Annotated in this window: 19 protein-coding genes; 15 read left to right on the forward strand and 4 right to left on the reverse strand. The window is 36.5% G+C overall.

Features of this window, described 5'->3' with window-relative positions; all coding sequences use genetic code 11:
- Positions 1-235 precede the first annotated feature (235 nt).
- Positions 236-1,084: a helix-turn-helix domain-containing protein gene (locus tag IGL37_RS04695; RefSeq protein ID WP_002385984.1), complete on the forward strand. Its 849-nt coding sequence runs from the start codon at positions 236-238 to the stop codon at positions 1,082-1,084.
- Between the two features lie 73 nt (positions 1,085-1,157).
- Here IGL37_RS04695 and IGL37_RS04700 read toward each other — a convergent pair whose 3' ends face one another.
- Positions 1,158-2,327 (reverse strand): NAD(P)-dependent malic enzyme, encoded by a 1,170-nt coding sequence (locus tag IGL37_RS04700; protein WP_033918050.1) that lies wholly within the window; start codon positions 2,325-2,327, stop codon positions 1,158-1,160.
- A gap of 31 nt (positions 2,328-2,358) precedes the next feature.
- Positions 2,359-3,684 (reverse strand): 2-hydroxycarboxylate transporter family protein, encoded by a 1,326-nt coding sequence (locus IGL37_RS04705; protein ID WP_281517344.1) that lies wholly within the window; start codon positions 3,682-3,684, stop codon positions 2,359-2,361.
- 147 nt (positions 3,685-3,831) lie between these two features.
- Between IGL37_RS04705 and IGL37_RS04710 the strand changes: the two genes are divergently transcribed.
- From IGL37_RS04710 to IGL37_RS04720, 3 genes are all read left to right on the forward strand, one after another.
- The gene (locus tag IGL37_RS04710; protein WP_016627177.1) at positions 3,832-5,382 is read left to right on the forward strand and encodes a Spo0B domain-containing protein; all 1,551 of its coding nucleotides are present in this window, start codon (positions 3,832-3,834) and stop codon (positions 5,380-5,382) included.
- Positions 5,363-6,055: a response regulator gene (locus tag IGL37_RS04715; RefSeq protein ID WP_002410754.1), complete on the forward strand. Its 693-nt coding sequence runs from the start codon at positions 5,363-5,365 to the stop codon at positions 6,053-6,055. Before IGL37_RS04710 ends, IGL37_RS04715 begins: the two co-directional genes overlap by 20 nt.
- A 185-nt stretch (positions 6,056-6,240) precedes the next feature.
- Positions 6,241-7,584, forward strand: a complete 1,344-nt coding sequence (locus IGL37_RS04720; RefSeq protein WP_002378213.1) for an NADH peroxidase — start codon at positions 6,241-6,243, stop codon at positions 7,582-7,584.
- 52 nt (positions 7,585-7,636) lie between these two features.
- Here the strand turns inward: IGL37_RS04720 and IGL37_RS04725 are convergent, their stop codons facing one another.
- A complete protein-coding gene (locus tag IGL37_RS04725; protein WP_002385983.1) occupies positions 7,637-8,548 on the reverse strand; it encodes an LCP family protein in 912 nt (303 codons plus the stop codon).
- Between the two features lie 277 nt (positions 8,549-8,825).
- Here IGL37_RS04725 and alsS point away from each other — a divergent pair, with 277 nt between their 5' ends.
- The 3 genes from alsS to IGL37_RS04740 all read left to right on the forward strand — a co-directional run bounded on the left by alsS (position 8,826) and on the right by IGL37_RS04740 (position 12,434).
- Positions 8,826-10,478 carry an acetolactate synthase AlsS gene (alsS, locus tag IGL37_RS04730; protein ID WP_002357923.1) on the forward strand — a complete coding sequence of 551 codons (1,653 nt, stop codon included), beginning with the start codon at positions 8,826-8,828 and terminating at the stop codon, positions 10,476-10,478.
- 11 nt (positions 10,479-10,489) lie between these two features.
- The gene (gene budA, locus IGL37_RS04735) at positions 10,490-11,194 is read left to right on the forward strand and encodes an acetolactate decarboxylase (RefSeq protein WP_016627176.1); all 705 of its coding nucleotides are present in this window, start codon (positions 10,490-10,492) and stop codon (positions 11,192-11,194) included.
- Positions 11,195-11,351: 157 nt separating this feature from the next.
- Complete coding sequence (locus tag IGL37_RS04740) at positions 11,352-12,434, forward strand: PA2928 family protein (RefSeq protein WP_016627175.1); 1,083 nt, start codon at positions 11,352-11,354, stop codon at positions 12,432-12,434.
- A gap of 113 nt (positions 12,435-12,547) precedes the next feature.
- On the opposite strand, the gene IGL37_RS04745 is transcribed toward IGL37_RS04740, so the two are convergent.
- A complete protein-coding gene (locus IGL37_RS04745) occupies positions 12,548-13,309 on the reverse strand; it encodes a WxL domain-containing protein (RefSeq protein WP_016627174.1) in 762 nt (253 codons plus the stop codon).
- A gap of 230 nt (positions 13,310-13,539) precedes the next feature.
- Between IGL37_RS04745 and IGL37_RS04750 the strand changes: the two genes are divergently transcribed.
- The 8 genes from IGL37_RS04750 to IGL37_RS04785 all read left to right on the forward strand — a co-directional run bounded on the left by IGL37_RS04750 (position 13,540) and on the right by IGL37_RS04785 (position 22,053).
- Positions 13,540-13,920 (forward strand): hypothetical protein, encoded by a 381-nt coding sequence (locus tag IGL37_RS04750; protein WP_002392180.1) that lies wholly within the window; start codon positions 13,540-13,542, stop codon positions 13,918-13,920.
- A gap of 207 nt (positions 13,921-14,127) precedes the next feature.
- On the forward strand, positions 14,128-14,964 hold the full coding sequence (locus tag IGL37_RS04755; protein WP_002382189.1) for an ABC transporter permease: 837 nt from the start codon (positions 14,128-14,130) through the stop codon (positions 14,962-14,964).
- Positions 14,957-15,736: an ABC transporter permease gene (locus IGL37_RS04760; RefSeq protein WP_002357916.1), complete on the forward strand. Its 780-nt coding sequence runs from the start codon at positions 14,957-14,959 to the stop codon at positions 15,734-15,736. Before IGL37_RS04755 ends, IGL37_RS04760 begins: the two co-directional genes overlap by 8 nt.
- Before the next feature lie 38 nt (positions 15,737-15,774).
- Positions 15,775-16,815, forward strand: a complete 1,041-nt coding sequence (locus tag IGL37_RS04765) for an ABC transporter ATP-binding protein (RefSeq protein ID WP_010820769.1) — start codon at positions 15,775-15,777, stop codon at positions 16,813-16,815.
- Between the two features lie 26 nt (positions 16,816-16,841).
- Complete coding sequence (locus IGL37_RS04770; RefSeq protein ID WP_002357914.1) at positions 16,842-17,906, forward strand: ABC transporter substrate-binding protein; 1,065 nt, start codon at positions 16,842-16,844, stop codon at positions 17,904-17,906.
- Positions 17,882-19,666: an adenine deaminase gene (locus tag IGL37_RS04775; protein WP_016627172.1), complete on the forward strand. Its 1,785-nt coding sequence runs from the start codon at positions 17,882-17,884 to the stop codon at positions 19,664-19,666. The genes IGL37_RS04770 and IGL37_RS04775 overlap by 25 nt, the downstream gene beginning before the upstream one ends.
- On the forward strand, positions 19,650-20,978 hold the full coding sequence (locus IGL37_RS04780) for an amidohydrolase (RefSeq protein ID WP_016627171.1): 1,329 nt from the start codon (positions 19,650-19,652) through the stop codon (positions 20,976-20,978). The genes IGL37_RS04775 and IGL37_RS04780 overlap by 17 nt, the downstream gene beginning before the upstream one ends.
- 184 nt (positions 20,979-21,162) lie before the next feature.
- Positions 21,163-22,053 (forward strand): helix-turn-helix domain-containing protein, encoded by an 891-nt coding sequence (locus IGL37_RS04785; RefSeq protein ID WP_002399965.1) that lies wholly within the window; start codon positions 21,163-21,165, stop codon positions 22,051-22,053.
- Positions 22,054-22,186 lie beyond the last annotated feature (133 nt).

A 22,186-nucleotide genomic window follows, 5' to 3' on the forward strand; every position in this document is an offset into this window, starting at 1 on the left:
TATTAAATAAAAAAATGGCTCCACCTACTGGCATAGGTAGAGCCGTCAGAAATTCAGTTAAACAAACACGTAATTATTGGTGTGGTGCATTGCCACGAACTGAAATTCCAGTTAATAAAGCAAGTAAATCAAACATATATTTCACCTCCTTTATTATGATAGCTTCATTATAACATTATCTGTAAAATGATGGTATGTTTAATACAAAAAAAATAGAAAGATTGGAGTTTTGACTGTGAGAGTAGCGGGAGAAAAAATCAAAACAGCACGTAAAAAGAAAAAATTATCGCAAGCTGAATTGGCAAAAGGAATTTGTACACAAGCAACAATTAGTAACATTGAAAACAAAAATGTGTGTGACAGTTTAGACATTTTCTCATCTGTATGTCTACGTTTAGACTTACAAGTGGAAGAATGTATCGAAGGTTCTAGTGAGAAAAAACTCGAAAGCTTATTAAATAAAGTAGAAGAATTATGCTTTTACTTTAAGCACGATGAAGCCTATGATTTGTTGAAAGACTATCCAGATGATATCGAAAGTTCAAACAGAATTTTAGAAACAAAATTTTTCTATTATAAAGGAATTACGAGTTTATTAGGTAAGAAAAATAATAGCGAAGCATTGTTCTATTTACATCGTGGTTCTGAAATTAGTCGTGATATTAATATTTATAATATTTTGAGTATGAATGCGATCGGTATTTTATATGAATTAGAAGATGATATTGAAAAAGCAAAAGTTTATTACGATAAATCTTTACAATTGCTAAGCGAATTCAAATTAGATTATCCATTAGAGCAATGCCGTATTTATTATAATACCGCAAAATTCTATTCATTAATTAAAGACTATGCAAAGAGTATTGAATTAAGTGATAAAGGAATCGAAATTAATCGGACGCACAGTTCTATTTACTCTTTAGATTGCTTATTATACGAAAAAGCGTTTAATAAACAAATGCTAGGACTAGATGCTGTTGAAGATTATCGTATTGCGTACTACTTTACACGTTTCTTTGAAAATAAAAAATTACTTACTTATATTGAAAAAGATATGCAAGAGTTTAATATCAGTTTTAAATAATAAATTATTGTTTCAGATTTTAAAAAGGAACAACCTAACTCAAGAGGAGTTAGGTTGTTCCTTTTTTCTCTTTTTAATTTGTTTCTTTGACAGCGTTACGGACGCTTTCGGCGACGACTTTTGCGACTCCTTCTTGGAATGGATCGGGAATAATATTAGTCGGCGTGAGTTCATTATCGGGAATCAATTTTGCAATACCTTTGGCAGCGGCAATTTGCATTTCAATCGTAATCTTTTTCGCCCGAGCATCTAAGGCACCACGGAAGATACCAGGGAAGGCTAACACATTATTAATTTGATTCGGAAAGTCACTACGACCAGTTCCGACAATATAAGCGCCTGCCGCTAAAGCTTCATCAGGAAAAATTTCAGGAACTGGGTTAGCCATTGCAAAAATAACTGGCTGCTCATTCATCTGTTGAATCCACTCAGGTTTTAAAACACCTGGTGCCGAAACACCAATAAAGACATCAGCGCCTTCAAGAGCAGTAGCTAAATCACCGGTACGGTGTTCCCGATTGGTTAGCTTCGCAATTTCTGCGTGGTGTGGTGGCAGAGCTGTATCTGTTTCGCTCAGAATCCCTGCACGGTCAACAATGATAATATGTTTTACACCAGCAGCTAAAAATTTTCTTGTGATCGAAAGACCAGCGGAGCCACCGCCGTTGATTACCACATGAATGTCCTCTATTTTCTTGTTGATTAATTTTAAGCTGTTGTACAAAGCCGCTAGAACAACAATCGCTGTCCCGTGTTGATCATCATGGAAAACGGGAATATCTAGTTCATCGATTAAACGCTGTTCAATTTCAAAACAACGAGGAGCGCTGATATCTTCCAAGTTAATTCCCCCAAAGGTTGGAGCCAAAAACTTCACTGTTTGAATAATTTCTTCGGTATCTTGTGTATCTAAAACAAGGGGAATCGAATCCACACCAGCAAAGCGTTTAAACAATGCAGCTTTTCCTTCCATGACAGGCATCGCTGCTTCAGGACCAATGTTACCTAAACCTAAAACTGCTGAACCATCACTGATAACGGCGACGGTGTTTTTCTTTGTTGTTAATTCGTAAGCGCGTTCTTTTTTTTCATGTATGGCAGAAGAAACAGCCGCAACACCTGGTGTGTAGGCAATTCCTAAATCTGCTTTTGTTTCAATCGGAACTTTAGGGCAGACTTCTAATTTTCCCCCAAATTTTTTTGCTTGCTCAATCGCTAATTCTTTTACATCTTTTGTTGACATATCATTTTCCTCCTAAATAATTCACTTATAGTTAAAAAAGCATTCTAAAAATAGCAGTCATTGTTATTACTGTAATGGCACCGCCTAAACGTGTCGCAACTTGTGCAAACGGCATTAAGTTCATTCGATTGGCTGTACTTAAAATAGCCACATCGCCAGTCCCACCCATACCACTCTGACAAGCGGAGACAATGGCAGCCTCAACGGGATTCATATTCATGAAGCGTGAAACGAAAAATCCTGTAGCAATGACAGTGAAAACGACACTAATTACCACAACAAAATATTGCCAGCTAAGCATTCCTACGACATCTTTTAAAGGAATATATAACATACCTAAGCCGACCATTAACGGGAACGTAAAATTGCCAGAGATAAATTTATAAAGCTGTTTTGATCCGCGTTGGGTTTCTTTCGGTACTACGTTTAAGTATTTTAAAAAGGCTGCGACAACAATCATCAAAACAGGACCAGGAAAGCCTGTTAAGTGTTGCAATAAACCGCCTGTAATAAATAAGGTACACGCAATTAAAACACCAGCGCCCATTAATTTTACATCAATTGGTGCTTTGTCTTCTTCTAAAGCATCACTTAAATCATCTGAATTGGTAATTTTAATCAACTGACCTTGTCCAGAAAGTTCAGGGCGTTTTTCTCCTAAACGACTAAGTAAACCAGAACACATAATAGCAAAAAAATTACCAATAATGGTTGCGGGAATTAATTGCCCCACTAATTGTTCACTTGGCAATCCAGTAATGGCACTATAACCAAGGGATAAAGGAAGAATGCCTTCACCGATTCCACCAGCTAAAACAGGAGTGACGATATAGAAAAGGCTATGTTTCCAACCGAGACCTAACAGTGTTCCAACAAGGGTTCCAACGCCCATTGCTAAAATCATTCCTAATGCCATCGGGACAATCATGCGCATTAAACCTTGGACTAAAATTTTGCGGTTCATTCCAAGGATACTTCCACAAACTAAACAAGCAATATAGAAATAGAGAAAGTTTGCTTGTTTCATTAAAATATCTGTTGAGTATAAGACATTCTGGTTGAGTAAATTGAAAAAGACCATAATTGATGGTACTAATAAAGATAAAATTGCAGGACCGCCAAAATGTTTCAAAATAGGAATATTTCCACCAATTGTTCCAAGTAACCAACCCATTGTTAAAATTACGGCAAAACCACCTAACATATTGACTGGTAGTTGTTCTAATAGAGCCGTAACAAGAATAATGCTAGCTGTTACAAGATAAACAGGTAACGTAACCGAACCAATCCTCGTTTTGGTTAATTTGTTGCGCCAATCTGTTTCATTAGCAGCTGTTGCGTGCAATTTCTTTTCCATGCTATTTCCTCCTATAACTTTAATCTATATTCATCATAATGTAAACGTTTTCTGTAGAGTAGATTATTTAATTAATTTAACTAAAGAAAAGTTTTTTAACCAAATCTTCCTATGCTATACTTTATTTGAAGAGAAAAGAGGGATGGAATGAAGCGTGGCGGGAAATTATGGTGCTTCTTATCAGTGATTTTTATTGCAACATTAATTATTATGATTACTTTCTTTTACGGAGTAACGACGGTCCAAACAATTAAAGAAGTTCGTAAAAACCAAGAGCAAGCACTTTTAGCCGTCGGGGAACAGTTGGCTATTGAACCGAATGTTATTGAAGCCTTAAAGAATGATCACTATTCAGATGAATTGGAAGCGTATACGGTTCGTTTAGGTGAAATCCATCAGTTGGATTTTATCGTGATTATGAATATGCAGGGGATTCGTTTAACACATCCTGATCGCCAAAAAATAGGTAAGCATTTTGAAGGTGGCGATGAAGTGCGAGCATTAAAAGGGGAGGAACATTTATCTGTTAGTCAAGGGAGTTTAGGAGAATCATTACGAGGTTTTGTCCCAGTCTATGATCAAGGAAAACAAATTGGGGTTGTGGCAATGGGCATTAAAATGACCTCGCTTTCACAATTGATTGAACGAACAAAAAATGATTACACAGTGAGTGTCCTTTTAAGTGTTGGTTTTGGCTTTATATTAGCCATCGTAGTTTCTTATTATTTAAAAAAACAACTTCACGATTTAGAGCCAAGAGAAATTGCTCGTCTATTAGAAGAGCGAAACGCCATGCTTGAGGAAACGAAAGACGCAATCCTTGTGATTGATACCGATCAAAATATTTTATTAGCAAATATTGAAGCAACTAAAATGTATCATAATATAACAAATAGTGAAGAAAATTTACTAGGAAAGAAACTTTCAGCATTGGTTTTATCTCCTGAAAAATTAGTCGTACATTCAAAAACAGAGCAATTCTATCGTCAAAATGGCCAGGATTATTTCGTCTCAATCGCCCCGATTAATGTCCGTAAAAAAACAATTGGGCATGTTATCTTTCTGAAAAATGCGACGGAAACGTTTATTGTCGCAGAGCAGCTTGTCAGCACAACAACATATGCTTCGGCATTACAAAGTCAATCACACGAATTTATGAATAAGATGCATGTCATTTATGGCTTAGTCGATTTAGAAGATTATGAGGCGCTAAAACATTATCTAGCCGATTTATTGAAACCAGAAAAGGAATTTGCACAGCGCTTAGCTATTTTGGTCAGAAATCCTATTCTAGCAGGTTTTTTAAGTGGGGAAAGAATCAAGTTTGCAGAAATTAAAACACAATTAGCTATTGAAATTTATCCAGAAATTCCACCAAATAAACGAGATGAAGATACGCAAAATTTGATTGCTATCTACCGTTATATTCATCGTTTCCTGATGGAGCAAACGTTGCCAGAAGAGATCATTGAAACCATTGATTATCAGCCAGGAAGTTTGACGACGACTTATTCGTTTGCTTATCCAAAAGAACAACTGGAACGCTTTGAACAAGAGTTTTTCACTTCTTATTTGGCAAGATTATTAGAGAATGCGGAAGCGACATTGGCTTGGGAAAACCAACAAAACAATTGGCTTGTCATTCGCATAAATGTTCATTACGAAGGAGCAGAGGAAAATGAACCTATTGATTATTGAAGACGATCCTATGGTTGCATATATACATCAAAAATATCTTGAAAAATTAATTCACCAACCGACTATTTTTACGGTTGCAACAATTGCTGAAGGTCTACAACTAACGAAAGAAAAACAACCAGCACTTGTTTTATTAGATGTTCATTTAAAAGATGGCAATGGCTTGACCTATCTGGCAACAATTAGAGATGAAAAAATTGATACAGAAGTTATCCTGATTACGGCTGCCAATGAGTTGGAAAACGTTAAACGAAGCTTACATTTAGGCGTTTTAGACTATTTAGTTAAACCCTTTTCTTTTGAGCGATTTCAACAAAGCATCGAAAACTATCAGAAAAAAGCTGCTCAATTCACGCTGGAAACGAAGGAGCTTTCGCAAACAAAAGTGGACCAATTGTTTCATTCTTCACAGACAAACGCACGTAAAAATGAACAAGATCTTCAAAACCTGTCCTTAGAAAAAGGACTAACACAAGCAACATTACAATTATTGTTAAAAAAAATAGACGAATTTACCGACTATTTTACGATTCAAGAATTATCAGAAGCGAGTCAGCTTTCACATGTTTCTGTTCGCAAATATGTGTTGTTTCTAGAAAAAAATAACCTTTTAGAAAGTAAAAATAGCTATTTAAAAGTGGGGCGTCCCTATCAATCGTATCGGAGAATTTAGTATTTTTTATTTTTTAGTAAATAAAAAAAGTAATTGAAAAGTGGCGAAATACAGAGGATACTCCTTTTTATTCTCATTTAAAGAACTTAATTGAGAATGGAAAAGAGGATATTATTTGTTATTTTTTGAGAATATATGATATTCTTTATTATGTAAGAAATAATATTATATGGGAGGAACGAGCGATGAAAGTTATTGTTTTAGGATCATCACATGGAGGTTATGAAGCGGTAGAAGAATTACTAAATCTTCATCCTGATGCAGAAATTCAATGGTATGAGAAAGGTGATTTTATCTCATTCTTGTCTTGTGGCATGCAGTTGTACCTAGAAGGAAAAGTGAAAGATGTTAATTCTGTTCGCTATATGACTGGCGAAAAAATGGAGAGCCGTGGTGTAAATGTCTTTTCTAATACTGAAATTACAGCGATTCAACCAAAAGAACATCAAGTGACAGTGAAAGATTTAGTGTCAGGTGAAGAACGTGTTGAAAATTATGATAAATTAATCATCAGTCCCGGAGCTGTCCCATTTGAATTAGATATTCCAGGTAAAGATTTGGATAATATTTACTTGATGCGTGGTCGTCAATGGGCCATTAAATTAAAACAAAAAACAGTAGATCCAGAAGTCAATAATGTGGTTGTGATTGGTAGTGGTTATATTGGGATTGAAGCTGCCGAAGCATTTGCAAAAGCCGGTAAAAAGGTTACCGTTATTGACATTTTAGATCGTCCATTAGGGGTGTATCTAGATAAAGAATTTACAGATATTTTAACAGAAGAGATGGAAGCCAATAACATTACCATTGCAACTGGTGAAACAGTTGAACGTTACGAAGGCGACGGTCGTGTGCAAAAAGTCGTTACAGATAAAAATGCGTACGATGCTGATTTGGTCGTTGTAGCGGTTGGTGTCCGTCCAAACACTGCTTGGTTAAAAGGTACCTTGGAATTACATCCGAATGGCCTAATCAAGACGGATGAATACATGCGGACAAGTGAGCCGGATGTATTTGCAGTAGGGGATGCTACGTTAATTAAATACAATCCTGCAGACACAGAAGTAAATATTGCCTTAGCAACGAATGCTCGTAAACAAGGTCGCTTTGCTGTGAAAAACCTAGAGGAACCAGTTAAACCTTTCCCTGGTGTTCAAGGATCTTCTGGCTTGGCCGTCTTTGATTATAAATTTGCTTCAACAGGGATTAACGAAGTCATGGCTCAAAAATTAGGAAAAGAAACAAAAGCGGTGACAGTAGTAGAAGACTACTTGATGGACTTTAATCCAGACAAACAAAAAGCTTGGTTTAAATTAGTGTATGATCCTGAAACAACACAAATTTTAGGCGCTCAATTAATGTCAAAAGCAGATTTAACTGCAAACATTAATGCTATTTCATTAGCGATTCAAGCCAAAATGACGATTGAAGACTTAGCCTATGCGGATTTCTTCTTCCAACCAGCGTTTGACAAACCTTGGAATATTATTAATACAGCGGCTTTAGAAGCGGTGAAACAAGAACGTTAATAGAAGAGAAAATAAAACCCATGAGTATTTATAGTACTCGTGGGTTTTATTTTTATTTTGTATTCAATTGATTTTTCAACTCTTGTTGGACACGAGTTAATTCTTGTTCATCCACACGTTGATAGGAAACACCATCTTGCATAAAACCAGTACCTTGAAGTTGGTCTTGTTTCACTTTACCAAAGGCACTGCGATAATCTAAGGCAATTTTTTTCATGTCATCAAAACTTAAATCTGTCTTCATATTATCAGAAACAGCTGTTAAAATTTCTTGATAGTTGCTTACGCTGTTAAGACTTAAGACTTTTTGGACGATGCCTTCAATCACTTTTCTTTGACGTTCTTGGCGGCCGTAGTCACCATTAGGGTCTTCGTAACGCATTCTTGAATAGGAGAGTGCTTGTTCACCATCCAATGAAATTTTACCAATCGTAAAATCATATCCGTCTTGAGAAAAAGTCAGATTATTGTTCACTTCGATTCCGCCAACCGCGTTGACTAATTCTTTTAAACCAGCCATATTAATTGAAACATAATGATTAATAGGTATGTTTAAATAGTTTTCAACTGTGTCCATTGCTAAAGATGCGCCACCAAAAGCATAGGCGTGATTCAATTTATCTTGTTTTCCTTGACCTGGAATATCAACATAGGTATCGCGAGCAAGACTGACTAAGGTTGTTTGCTTGTCACGAGGATTAACTGTTGCAACAATTGTTGTATCCGAACGACCTTGCTCGACACGCCCATCATCGCCTGTATCAATCCCTAATAATAAAACAGAAAAAGGCTCCTTATTGTTTAAATTGACCTGACTTTTTTTAGATCGTTCTACTGTTTCATAGGTTTTATCCATTGATTTAGAAACATCCCAATAAAGTTTTGCTCCCATTCCAACAACTGCAAGAAATAGAACCAAGATAATTCCAAAGATAATGGCAAAAATTTTCTTCCCTTTTGACATATTTTTCCTCCAATAATTTATCACAGGTTGTGATTTTTTTCTTATAGGTTAATCTTACTAATTTTTAGTGAAGAAGTATATAATAATTGTTGAAAGACTATAAAACTTTAAGGTATTTTGCATTATTTTTGCTTAATCTTTTGAAATATCTCAATTCTATTAAAATATGCGAATTAGTATATTACACGTTTTCAAGGTGTTTCATTGTTGATTAATTAGAATTTTAGTGGTATTTTTGTATTTGTAATTAGTACAGATTTTAATTGGAGGTATAACAGTGAGTAAAAAAGGATCAGATATCATAGTAGAAAGTTTAATCAATCACGAAGTGCCCTATATTTTTGGGATTCCCGGTGCAAAAATTGATGGGGTTTTTGATGCATTAGTTGACAAAGGTCCAGAATTAATTTTAGCTCGACATGAACAAAATGCAGCCTTTATGGCACAAGGGATTGGTCGTTTGACGGGAGAGCCTGGCTTAGTTATTGCAACTAGTGGACCTGGTGCCAGCAATTTAGCAACTGGGTTAGTAACTGCGACTGCAGAAGGGGACCCTGTTTTAGCATTGGCTGGACAGGTGAAACGGTCCGATTTGTCAAAATTAACTCACCAAAGCATGAATAATGCTGCATTATTTAGTCCAATAACAAAATTCAGTACAGAAATTCAAGATCCAGAAACATTATCTGAAAATATTGCCAATGCTTACCGTATCGCCAAAACAGCGAAAAAAGGCGCAACATTCTTATCGATCCCACAAGATGTCACAGATAGTCCGGTGACAGGCGAAGCAATTAAGCCTTTGTCGGCTCCGAAACTGGGCCATGCATCAGCAGAAACAATCGCAGCTTTAGCTGAACGAATCAAGCAAGCGAAATTACCTGTTTTACTTTTAGGAATGCGGGCCTCTGCACGAAAAGTTACCGCAGCCATTCGTGAATTGGTTGCTATAACTGGTTTGCCAGTCGTGGAAACGTTCCAAGGAGCAGGAATTATTTCAAAAGAATTAGAAGAACATTTCTTTGGGCGTGTTGGTTTATTTCGAAACCAACCTGGGGATCGTTTGTTAAAAAGAAGTGATTTAGTGATTGCTATTGGTTATGACCCCATTGAATATGAAGCACGTAATTGGAACGCAGAAAAAGATGCGCGCGTTATTGTTATTGATGAAGTTCAAATGGAAATTGATCAATATATGCAACCGGAAGAAGAGCTAATTGGTGATATGTCTAAAAATATTTTGAAATTATCAGAAGCATTTAGTGAACCAATATTAACAGAAGATGCGCAAGATTATTTAGAAACGCTTCAAGAAAAATTAACGATTAAAGAAGTAAAAACAAGTACAATTGAAAATCGATTACATCCATTAGAAATTGTTCAGACGCTTCAAGAAAAAACCACGAATGAAATGACAGTTACTGTTGATGTAGGGAGCCATTACATTTGGATGGCTCGCCACTTTAGAAGTTATGAACCGCGTCATTTATTATTTAGTAACGGTATGCAAACATTAGGTGTCGCTTTGCCTTGGGCAATCTCGGCTGCGCTGGTTCGTCCGAATACACAAATTATCTCTGTTTCTGGGGACGGCGGTTTCCTATTTTCAGCGCAAGAATTAGAAACAGCGGTTCGTTTAAAGCAAAATATCGTGCATATTATTTGGAATGATGGTAGTTATGATATGGTTAAATTCCAAGAAGAAATGAAATATAATCGATCCTCTGGCGTAGATTTTGGTCCAGTTGATTTTGTGAAATATGCTGAAGCTTTTGGAGCCAAAGGGGTTCGAGTGCATTCACAAGCAGAATTTGCCGCAGCTTTAGAAGAAGGAATGCAAACAGAAGGCCCAGTGATTATTGATGTTCCTGTGGATTATTCAGATAATCAAGAATTAGGTAAAACATTGTTACCAGATCAACTTTATTAGGAGATGGAAAAATGAGCGAACAATATGTTTATCAACATGGTACGCTAGGCGGTTTAATGGAAAGTTTGATGGCAGGAACGGCAGAAATTGGTACGTTACTCACGCAAGGTGATTTTGGAATTGGGACATTAGAAGGATCAAATGGCGAAATTATTTTATTGGACGGTATATTGTATCATGCGAATCAAACTGGCGAAATTACTATTTTAGAAGGCGAAGAATTAACGCCATATGCCGCAGTTACTCGTTTTCAAGAAGATGGCGCATTCCCTGTATCAACGGAAACCGATGAAAATATTAAAGCACAAATTTTAGAAAAAATTAGTCCTAATTTTTTTGCGGCAATTAAAATTAGCGGTCTTTTTGCGAATATGCATGTCCGTGTGGCACCTAAACAAGAAAAACCGTATCCACCATTTGTAGAAGCAGCACGCAATCAACCTGAATTTACAGCGGAGAATATTCAGGGAACAGTTGTAGGGTTCTTTACACCTAAATTATTTCATGGTGCTTCTGCTGCAGGATTTCATTTGCACTTTATCAGTGAGGATCACCAATTTGGTGGGCACATTCTTGATTTTGGCATTAAACAAGGGACTGTTTCGTGGATGGAAACAGCAGAATTGCGACAGCATTTTCCAGTTCATGATGCTGATTATCGGAATAAAGAAATTGATATTGCAAAAGCTTTGTCCGCAATTGAAGAAGCGGAATAACTGAATAACAAGGCACATTTCTCCACGCCCATTCAAGTTGACCTAGTTAGTCAACTTGAATGGGCTTATTGCTGTTCGTCGCTTTTTGTTGTTATTTTTCAAAAAAAAATAGTATCCTTTTTATAATAAGCAAATAACAATTGGAAAGGATGGCGTAATGGACACACTTTATAGAAGTTGGCAATTATCTGGTTGGCTCTATCATGATATTTTTGTCATCATTGTAGCAATTATTTTTATAGTAATTAGTGGTATTTTGGTTATTTCCTTAATAAGAAGGCGGAGTACAAGGAGACTGGTTCCCTATGCGTTAATTTTATTGGTTTATCTTGCAGTGGTACATTTTGCTGGTTTAATCTTTTTCGGAATGTTTCGTTCAGTAACGATTGAAGAGAAAAGTGCGACGTTTTATTCTGAAAAAACGAAAGGCTTAACTTCAATCGAGCGAATGATTATTCCAAATGGACGAACGAATGGCATTAGCACCAGTAACTCATTGTTCCAAGTGATTTCTGTTAATAGTCAGACGGGCGAACGAATGTGGAGTAAACGTTTAGGCTGGCGTGATTATTTAATTGGTCAAACAGATCAATATGTGGTTTTGAATAGTGCTGATAACGAGGCCATTTACTTACTAGATACAAAAACAGGGAAAAAACAGTTTTCTGAAGCGGATTTAGTGAAGAAATTCCCTGAATTAAAAGACTATTTAAGCTCTGATTTCGTTGATTATCGTTTTATGGATAATCGCTATCTCTATATTTATGGATTAAACAATCGATATTATCAATTAGATTTGAAAAATTGGCAGTTAAAACAAGACCCAACTTTCAAAGAAGTCTTTCAAACACAAGAAGCGCCTAAATGGACGGTAGATTCAAATGAGAGTCAAATTGGTCAAGAGCTGTCATCGGAAGAGCGTACAACAGTGCAAGGAAAACTAGAAGAGCAACTAATAGCACCAGTTTTATTAGGCAAGAAAGATGAAGCAAATTATTATGTTCTGTCATACAAGAAAAGACAAAGTAATCAAGCGATAGTTGGCTTATACAATTGGCAGAAAAAAACATACGAGTGGCAAACACCGTTGCTTTTAACTAAAGAAAATGTACCTATTGAAGCTTTTCAAGTAGAGGATGCGTTATTCATTAAAGTCCCGCGTTATTTATACAAAATTAACCTGAATAATGGTAATCAAGAGTATCAGTTTGATTACCGTTGGGGCCAAGTGATTCGTTAAACGAAAAGTGGTAAAGCATGCTTAGACAAATAGAAGGAGCAAATAGTCCTTATGATATAAAAAAACGCTTAGAAGAGTAGTGATTCCGCTAGTTTTCTAAGCGTTTCTTTATTTTATGCAGGTCCAGAGATTAAATTCCAGATAATCGAACCTGTATATGCGCCAGGAAATAATTGTGAAACAGGGGTTTGGATTTCAAGAGAAATATCGGTCATGCGGCCGCTCCACATGCCTTGTCCTTTTCTATCACCAGCGTTACTCATTAAAGTCGCACCGTTACCGATAATAATTGGGTTGGTCGGGAAGTCAGGTGCAGCAGGATCTTCTGAAAAATCCAGTCCATACATTGTATTTGTCATAAAGAAACGCCTTAACGTTTTGTCATAGCGAGCATAGCCGCCTGTTAATTGAAACGTAATGATGCCTAGTAAAGAATGAGCTTCGTTTCGCATGTGTGGGATTTCAGCAGTGACATGCCAACCAGTTAAGGCTCCGCGAACATCCCCCATCCCGAAGTGTCTCATTGTATGAGTATTGCCTTCAGAAGGTCGTATAGGAACTGCCGTTAAATCACCAGAAATCGCTTGGGTTTCAAAAGTAAATTCTTTCGGAATAAAGAGCAAGTCAAAACTAGTGTTAGGATTTTCTAAATCAGGATCAATGGCATCGTCAACCGATTCATCACCAGGCAGCCCTCCAATTTCTAGTTCAACTGAAACGGGCGTTTTTCCAGAACGGGTGGCAAAAGAATCCGATGGGTCAAAACTAAAGAGACTGAATACTAGCAACAAGGCTGCAAGTGATTGATAAGTGAGTAGATTTTTTTGTTTCAAGAAAGTTCCTCCTTTAGGTGCTGATAATATAAGTATACGCAAAAGGAGCTGTTTTTATTTATCAGTAATTTACAGGGAATTCGAAAATATTGAGACAGATAGTGTTTAATATTAGTAGAGAAAGATGAGTCGACAATTTTTACTTGTTGATTCTGTCTTTTTTGAGCACAATTCGTTATATCAAGCATGCTAAAATATAAAAGAAATCATCAAGTATCACTAATCAAAATGGAGAGGAGGAGAAAACTTTGAGTAAGTGTTTCGGGTTGTTGATGATTTTATTTGTATTATCTGGCTGTTCAGGAAGTAGGAATTCGCAACAGGAAGTCGTTATAGAAAAGTCTGCTAATAATGACAAAGCAAGACAATTTGTTGATCAAAAAAATCCGCATTTAGGAACGCAATTAGAAGCAGAATCTTATACTAAACAGGAAGCGATTGAATTTTTACAAAATGGTTTAGGGATACCAACGAATGACTCGGCGTTTCATTATACGTTTAAGCAGTCAAATAAAGGAAGTTATGTTGTTCAAATTATATCTGAAAAGAATAGTGTCTCAAAAGAGAATGAATTGTTCGGATATTATCAGGTGTATCAAGATGGTATTATAGTGAAAATGATGGAAAAGGATCAAACGTTCCAAGAAAATTAAGTGATAAATAAAAAAGTTGACAAAAAACACAAACAGTCTTGTTTGTGTTTTTTTGTTTAATGTTCGTGTTTTATTTTTTAATAACCTTTTTCGAAAAAATATACGAACGTTCGGGTTTAAAAACGAACAAAAAGATGAAAATGTGTTGAAATATACGTTTTCCTTGCGTATACTGATGAAGTGAAAAAACGAACGAGGAGTGTACGAATGAACAAGAAAGTTCCTTATTTAATTGTGGCGCCGGGGCTAGTACTATTATTATTTTTCTTAATGATTCCATTAATTACTAGCATTTTGCCAACCATTTTTACTGATCATGGCTTGACACTAAATCAGTATGTTACTTTTTTTAAAGATGACTATAATGTTTCAATTTTCTGGCGAACGATAAGAGTTTCGTTAATTGTGACGGGTATTTCAATCGTGTTGGGCATTCCAACGGCATACTTTATTGCTGGAGTTTCCAAAAAATGGCGTGGCTTTTTAATGGCTATGACCTTGTTTCCATTATTAACCAATTCAGTTATTCGAAGTTTTGCTTGGATTAACATTTTAGGAAAAAACGGTGTAGTGAATACGTTGTTATTAAAAACAGGCTTAATTGAGCAACCGCTGAATTTATTGTATACAGAATTTGCAATTATTATCGGTTCAGTGTATTTATTTTTACCAACAATGATTATGACCTTAGTTGGGGTTATGGAAAACATTGAAGGAGAAATGCTAGAAGCGGCTGAGACGCTAGGCGCCAATCCAATGACGGCTTTTCGGAAAATTGTTTTACCTTTATCAATTCCAGGCACCATCGTAGGAAGTATATTAGTGTTTACAGGAACTTTAACGGCTTATACGACGCCACAGCTGTTAGGTGGTAACCAAAAAATGATGATGTCGACCTTCTTATATCAAAAGGCTAATACTTTAGGTGATTGGCAATCGGCGAGTGTTCTTGCATTTATTATGATTTTAACAACATTAATTGTGATGAAAGGCCTAGACATGGTCGCTAAGAAAGTAGATCGGAGAGAAGCAAATCATGCGTAAGCAAAAAGGACTATCTGTTATTGCAATTCTAGTTTTTCTGTTTTTATTTTTACCATTATGTTTGATTGTGGTGACTTCTTTTGGAACAGCCGCAGCGATTCAATTTCCGATTAAAGGATTTACTTTAGATTGGTACGCCAAAGCCTTACAATCGGAAACGTTTATGGACAGTTTTAAGTTAAGCTTGTTGATTGGGGTATTAGCGACTGTTTTAGCATTAATAGTAGGGATTCCGGCTTCCTATGCGCTGGCTCGTTATTCCGTTCGCGGGCGCAACTTTATTAAAAGCTTTTTCTTATCCCCAACTGTGATTCCAGGAATTGTGGTCGGGTATACGTTATTTCAATATATTGTTATTAAATTAGGTTTGCCTGTCTTTCAAGGATTATTAATGGGGCATTTTTTAATTAGTTTGCCTTATATTATTCGAGTGGTTGGGTCAAGTATGGAACAACTAGATTATTCAATGGAAGAAGTAGCTTGGACATTAGGTTGTACAAGATTGCGAGCTTTTATTCAAATTGTTTTACCCAATGTGTCTTCGGGAATTTTTGCAGCCTTTATGTTAGCATTTGTCAATTCGTTTAACAATGTTCCTGTATCGATGTTTTTATCAGGTCCCGGTGTGACGATGCTGCCTACTTCTTTATTAAGTTATATGGAATACAATTATGATCCAACTGTTTCAGCAATTTCTGTATTGTTGATGCTACTAACAATGGGCTTAATGTTTTTAATTGAAAAAACGTTGGGACTAGCTTCCATTGCCTAAAACATGGAAGAAGCACGAGATAGAAAGAGGAGAAAATTTTGACTTTTGTGGATTTAAAAGATATTCGCGTCAGCTATGACGGAAAACAAGATATTTTAAAAGATTTAAATATTTCAATGGAAAAAGGAGAGTTAGTTTCTTTATTAGGACCGAGTGGTTGTGGTAAAACGACTACGCTAAGAGTGATTGCTGGATTAATTAAGCCAAACGACGGACAGTTTTTCGTTGACCAAGAAGAACTAACAAAGGTTCCTGTCCATAAAAGAAACTTCGGGATGGTTTTTCAAAGCTATGCGTTATTTCCCCATTTAACGATTGCAGAAAATGTCGCTTTTGGGCTGAAATTACGCAAAGAAAGCAAACAAACCATGGACCAAAAAGTCACGGAAATGCTAAAAGTATGTGGTTTAGAAAGCTTGGGCGACCGTTATCCAAAACAATTATCTGGTGGTCAAAGACAGCGGGTTGCGCTAGCACGTGCTCTGATTATTGAACCTAAACTATTACTACTAGATGAACCGTTGAGTAATTTAGATGCAAAATTGCGAGTGGCAATGCGGATTGAAATCAAACGGATTCAACAACAATTAGGCATTACGACAGTTTTTGTCACACATGACCAAGAAGAATGTTTTTCTATTTCAGATAAAGTGGCCATTATGAATAATGGCGTGATTGAACAATATGATTCACCAGAAACGATTTATCGTTTGCCTCGTACTAAGTTTGTCGCTGAATTTATCGGTTTTGAAAACTTTTTCTCTGTTGAAAAAATGGAAGCTGGTCATTATCGGACACAAACAAATCAAATAGTGAAAACGACTAATCCTGAACCAAATGTTACAACGACAGTGGCAACGATTCGTCCAGAGGACATTGAGATTGTTTCAGAACCTGCTACTAATACTGTCGCAGGTACTGTCGCTGTCCGAACATTTTTAGGGAAAAGCTATCAATATGAAGTGGAAACAGCGTTAGGTACATTGCTGGTTAATGGAACAAGTGAACAGTTATATGAAACAAACGAAACCATTCACTTGGCTTTTCCAGCTGAGAAATTAGTTATTTTAGAAAAATAAAAACCATTTTGGAGGAAGATTTAAAAATGAAAAAACGCGTAATTTTAGGGACATTAGTCGCTGCAACGTTATTAATGACTGCTTGTGGAAACAGCGAAGCAACTACGAAAAGCGAGAGCAAAGGTGGAAGTAATGCTTTAGTCGTTTCAACTTTCGGATTAAGTGAAGATATTGTCAAAAAAGACATTATCGCTCCGTTTGAAAAAGAGAATGAAGCGAAAGTTACCTTAGAAGTAGGCAATAGCGCAGACCGCTTTACGAAATTAAAAAATAATCCCAATGCGGGAATTGATGTCATTGAATTAGCACAAGCAAATGCAGCACAAGGTGGAAAAGAAGGGTTATTTGAAAAAATTACAGAAAAAGAAGTACCTAATTTAAGTCAGTTAACACCAGGAGCAAAAGAGGTTTTTGAAAGTGGTGCTGGCGTACCAATCGCTGTAAACAGTATCGGGATTGTTTACAACAAAGAAAAATTAGGCAAAGAAATTAAGAACTGGGATGACTTATGGTCAGCTGATTTGAAAGGTAAAATTTCTGTTCCAGACGTTGCCACGACGGCAGGTCCTTTAATGTTATACGTTGCCAGTGAACATGCCGGTCAAGATATTACAAAAGATAACGGGAAGGCCGCTTTTGAAGCGATGAAAGAATTAAAACCAAACGTTGTTAAAACGTATTCAAAATCGTCAGACTTAGCTAATATGTTCCAATCTGGTGAAATTGAAGCAGCTGTGGTTGCTGATTTTGCGGTTGATATTATTCAAGGCGCAGCAGAAAACGTGACGTATGTCGTCCCAGAAAGCGGCACGTATGCCAACTATAATACAGTCAATATTCCTAAAAAAGCACAAAACAAAGAAACCGCCTTTAAATTTGTTAACGCACGGATTAGTGAAGAATCACAAAAGGCCAAAGCGATTTCATTAAATGAAGGACCTACAAATCAACAAGTAACGTTAAGCGAAAAAGAAGCGAAAAATAAAACATATGGTGCCATTGCCGAACGTGCCAAAACAGTCGATTTTAATTTTATTAATAGTCAACTAGCGGATTGGATTGATCAATGGAATCGGACGATGAATCAATAGTTTTAGAAAAGAGGGACAAAATGAACGTCGATGTATTACTAAAAAATGTGTGGCTGTATCAAACAGTCACTCAAACATTCGTTCAACGAAATGTTGCGATTAAAAATGATAAATTTTATTACATTTATGAAGAAGAGAACGTCAATTTGCAGTCCAAAAAAACAATTAATGCCGAGAATCAATGGATGATTCCCGGCTTAATTGATGCACACATGCATATTGAAAGTTCCATGACGACACCTACTATTTTTTCCAAAGCAGTAGTGCGTTACGGTGTGACAACGGTGATTGCCGATGCCCATGAAATGGCTAACGTATTTGGCTTAGAAGGCTTAAAAGCTTTTATGGCCGCTGAAACAGAACTAGATATCTTTCACGCAATTCCTTCTTCAGTTCCTTCGACCACTCCCGAATTAGAAACAACTGGTGGGATTATCGGCTTAGCAGAAGTAGCAGAATTACTCAAAGAACCAAAAGTGATTTGTTTAGGGGAAGCCATGAATTTTAAAGGGATTTCCTATGAGCCAGATTCTTTAATTCGTCAAATTATCGATTTGTGCCAAAAACAACGACCAACTATGCCTTTAGAAGGCCACTGCCCTAAAATCGAAGATCAAGAGTTAGCAGATTTTCTATATAGTGGTATCACTTCAGATCATACCCATCAATTTCCTAAAACGTTAAAAGAAAAAATTGAAGCGGGCGTCTTTATTCAATTTCAAAATAAATCAATCACTCCTGAAAACATTCAGGTGATAGTAGACAATGACTTCTACAATTATGCAAGTATTATCACGGATGACGTGATGGCTGATGATTTGCTAAAAGGTCATCTAAATGAAAATGTCAAAAAAGCCGTTCATGCAGGATTGCCTATCGAAAAAGCCATTTATATGGCAACTTATACGCCGGCCAAACGAATGGGTCTCCATGATCGTGGCGAAATTGCACCTGGTAAAAAAGCTGACTTTTTGTTATTAAATGACTTAGAAAGTTTTGATATTACTACGGTTTATAAATCTGGAAAGGTTGTTTTTGAAAAAGGCGAGCCCTTCCATTACCCAGAAAAAATCGAAGAGTTTCCAGCCACTTATCAACAAACCATCCAATGTAAAAAGTTAACAGAAGAAGATTTACTTTTAAAGGTGGCTACAACAAAAGAAACAGTTCGTTGTAATGTGATTCAAAAACAAGAAATTGGCACATTTACAGAGCGAATTACAAAAGAAATTCCTGTTGAAAATGGATTGTTGCAATGGCAAAAAGCCAACTGTGCCTTATTAATTGTGATGGAACGTTACGGAAAAAATGGTAATATTTCTTTTTCTTTAATGGATCAACCCCTTTCCGAGAAAGGAGCCATTGCGACAACCTGGGCCCATGATCATCATAATTTAATGGTGATGGGTAATACGATTGAGGATATTCTGTTAGCGCAGAATGAATTATTAGCGATGCAAGGCGGCTATTTGGTTGCTTCGGATCAGCAAGTGATGGCAACTTGTCCTTTACCAATTGGTGGGATTTTATCGCAAGCACCGATTGAACAATTAGGCGCTTCTTTACAAAAAGTTCGACAAGCTATGCAAGCGTTAGGCTATCAAAATATGAATGAAATCATGTCCTTTTCCACACTATCATTGCCTGTCTCGCCAGCCATTAAAGTGACAGATTTTGGGATGATGGATACGAAGTCACAACGTTTCTATCCATTAGTTTTTCCAGAGGATGGAGTTCTTTTGCATGAAAACACTCATTAAAAATGTGCATATACTAACAATGGATGAGCAATTTTCAGAAATCAAAGCCGGCTATTTAGTGATTGAAGAAGACACAATTGTGGAATTAGCACCAATGACCACACTTGATGAAAAGCGAATGGCTGCAAATCAAGTAATCGATGGCCAAAATGGAATTTTAATGCCTGGGATGATTAACACCCATACCCATGTAGGCATGATTCCGTTTCGTTCGTTAGGAGACGATGTGCCAGATCGACTCCGGCGTTTTCTTTTTCCATTAGAACAATTCATGACAAAAGAATTAGTAGGATGCAGTAGTGATTATGCAATTGCTGAAATGTTACTGAGTGGTATTACGAGCTTTTGTGATATGTATTATTTTGAAGATGAAATTGCTAAAAGTTGTGAAAAAATGAGTGTTCGTGCTTTGCTCGGAGAGACGATCATTGATATGCCCACTTGTGATAGTCCAGAACCTTCAGGCGGTCTTTTTTACGCGGAAACCTTTATTCGCAAGTGGCAAGGTCATCCGTTGATTACGCCTATGCTTGCGCCGCATGCACCGAATACCAACTCACCAGAAGTGTTAGCAAAAATTATTGAACTTAGTCGGCGATACCAAGTTCCTATGACCATGCACGTTGCTGAAATGACTTATGAAATGGCTGAGTTTGAAAAAGCCTATCAAAAAACACCAATTGCTTTCTTAGAAGAACTGGGTTATTTGAGCGAGCCGTTTATTTTAGCGCATTGTATTTTGGCAACAGATGAAGATCTTGCGAGTTTAGCTGCTACTAATGGAAAAGCGCGTGTCGCTCATTGTATCGGTGCGAATACTAAATCAGCCAAAGGCGTAGCGCCGATTAAGCAAATGCTTGATCAAGGGATTATTGTCGGTTTAGGCACGGATGGACCTAGTAGTGGGAATACGTTAGATTTATTCACCCAAATGCGCATGGTTGCGAATTTTCATAAGACAGCACACCAAGATCGCTCCTTGTTTCCTGCGAAAGAAATTGTTTATCTGGCAACGATGGAGGGCGCTAAAACATTAGGTTTGGCGGAGCAAGTCGGCTCATTGGAAGTGGGCAAAAAAGCGGATATAACATTAATTGAAACGCAATCAGTTAATATGTTTCCGATTTTTGATGCCTATTCAGCGTTGGTTTATTCAGCAAATGCTAGCAATGTTGAAGCCGTTTGGGTGAACGGTCAACAGTTAGTTGCCAATAAAGAATTACAACAAGCTAATCTCAAAGAAATCAAGGAAAAATTATATCAGGCCATGAATACGTTTGTGAAAGAAGCTAAAAAAAGAGCTGCTCTCTAAACAAAGCAAGTATGACGTATCGGATTGATTAAATAACGCTGAATTGACGTTTAGTGATTCAGGTTCTAATAGAGCTCAGACAAACTTTTAATGAAAGAGTTGTCTGTGTTCTTTTTTGTTATAAACATTTTTCTTTTTCTATATATATTTTTAAGGTAAGTTGTATTATAGTAAGTTTGAGAAGATGAGAATGAGAGGAAAAGCAATGAATATACAACGGTTTATAGAAAAACGCAAAGCACGTGGTTTGTCGCAAAGTGAATTAGCTAAAGGGATTTGTACGCAAGTTACGGTTAGTCGCTTTGAAAAGAATGGTCAAGTCCCAACTTTAAAAATATTGATCCAACTATGTAATCGTTTAGAGCTACCTTTGGGGGAACTCTTCCCGCGCGTAGGGATTAAACAACCTGAAATTCTTGAAAAAATGGAAGAAGCAGAATTCTTCTTGATTACCAGCGAACATGATCAATTGCAAACAATTTTAAAAAATATTCCTTTTGATGAAATCAAAGATTCCCAACTGTTATTAGAATATTATTATTTACAAGGCTTTGTCATGATTTTTCAAAATGCTTCGTTGATGGATTGCTTATTTACCTTTGAAAAACTTCTGTTTGAAGAGCAAAAATACACGAGCGATATTTACCGTTTGTTAGCTTTTACTGGAATTGGCATGGCCTATGCCAAAGAAGGCGAAATTGAGAAAGCCGAATTTTATTTCAATAAGGTCTTCAAGGAAATTTATCTTTATACTATTCAATCAATGGAAGATACTTGGCGAGTATTAAATGTTGTCTTTCACTGTGGTGTTTTTTATGCAGAAAAAGGCGATTTAGAAACAAGTGATGCTTTGTTAGAGTATGCGATTTCCATCTGTTCTGATAATCACGTCACGTATTACTTGGCAAGAGCAGCTTTCCAGCTTGCGAAAAATGCCTTAGCTGAAGAAAAGCCGCAAGAGCAAATTTTAGAACTACTACAAGATGCCCGCGCGTATGCAAAAATCAATAAAAATCGCATCTTGTTGGAAGCAATTCAAACATTGAAAGAAACAATTTTATCTAAGGGAAATTAGTTTATATAGAAAATTATATATTTATTTTCAAAATATAATAAAAAAAGCGTTTTTTAAAAGAGTTCAAGACACGTTACGACCTTAAATGAAAATTTTAAGGTCGTTATTTTATATAAAAAAATATATAAACGAC

This window comes from Enterococcus sp. AZ119 (assembly GCF_050546175.1).
Classification (GTDB): Bacteria; Bacillota; Bacilli; order Lactobacillales; family Enterococcaceae; genus Enterococcus; species Enterococcus faecalis.

Excerpts from the sequence above, each read along its gene's own strand:
- IGL37_RS04700 (WP_033918050.1), bottom strand. The coding sequence starts at position 2,327 with ATGTCAACAAAAGATGTAAAAGAATTAGCGATTGAGCAAGCAAAAAAA.
- IGL37_RS04705 (WP_281517344.1), bottom strand. The coding sequence starts at position 3,684 with ATGGAAAAGAAATTGCACGCAACAGCTGCTAATGAAACAGATTGGCGC.
- IGL37_RS04710 (WP_016627177.1), top strand. The coding sequence starts at position 3,832 with ATGAAGCGTGGCGGGAAATTATGGTGCTTCTTATCAGTGATTTTTATT.
- IGL37_RS04715 (WP_002410754.1), top strand. The coding sequence starts at position 5,363 with ATGAACCTATTGATTATTGAAGACGATCCTATGGTTGCATATATACAT.
- IGL37_RS04720 (WP_002378213.1), top strand. The coding sequence starts at position 6,241 with ATGAAAGTTATTGTTTTAGGATCATCACATGGAGGTTATGAAGCGGTA.
- IGL37_RS04725 (WP_002385983.1), bottom strand. The coding sequence starts at position 8,548 with ATGTCAAAAGGGAAGAAAATTTTTGCCATTATCTTTGGAATTATCTTG.
- budA (WP_016627176.1), top strand. The coding sequence starts at position 10,490 with ATGAGCGAACAATATGTTTATCAACATGGTACGCTAGGCGGTTTAATG.
- IGL37_RS04740 (WP_016627175.1), top strand. The coding sequence starts at position 11,352 with ATGGACACACTTTATAGAAGTTGGCAATTATCTGGTTGGCTCTATCAT.
- IGL37_RS04750 (WP_002392180.1), top strand. The coding sequence starts at position 13,540 with ATGATTTTATTTGTATTATCTGGCTGTTCAGGAAGTAGGAATTCGCAA.
- IGL37_RS04755 (WP_002382189.1), top strand. The coding sequence starts at position 14,128 with ATGAACAAGAAAGTTCCTTATTTAATTGTGGCGCCGGGGCTAGTACTA.
- IGL37_RS04760 (WP_002357916.1), top strand. The coding sequence starts at position 14,957 with ATGCGTAAGCAAAAAGGACTATCTGTTATTGCAATTCTAGTTTTTCTG.
- IGL37_RS04770 (WP_002357914.1), top strand. The coding sequence starts at position 16,842 with ATGAAAAAACGCGTAATTTTAGGGACATTAGTCGCTGCAACGTTATTA.
- IGL37_RS04775 (WP_016627172.1), top strand. The coding sequence starts at position 17,882 with ATGGAATCGGACGATGAATCAATAGTTTTAGAAAAGAGGGACAAAATG.
- IGL37_RS04780 (WP_016627171.1), top strand. The coding sequence starts at position 19,650 with ATGAAAACACTCATTAAAAATGTGCATATACTAACAATGGATGAGCAA.
- IGL37_RS04785 (WP_002399965.1), top strand. The coding sequence starts at position 21,163 with ATGAGAATGAGAGGAAAAGCAATGAATATACAACGGTTTATAGAAAAA.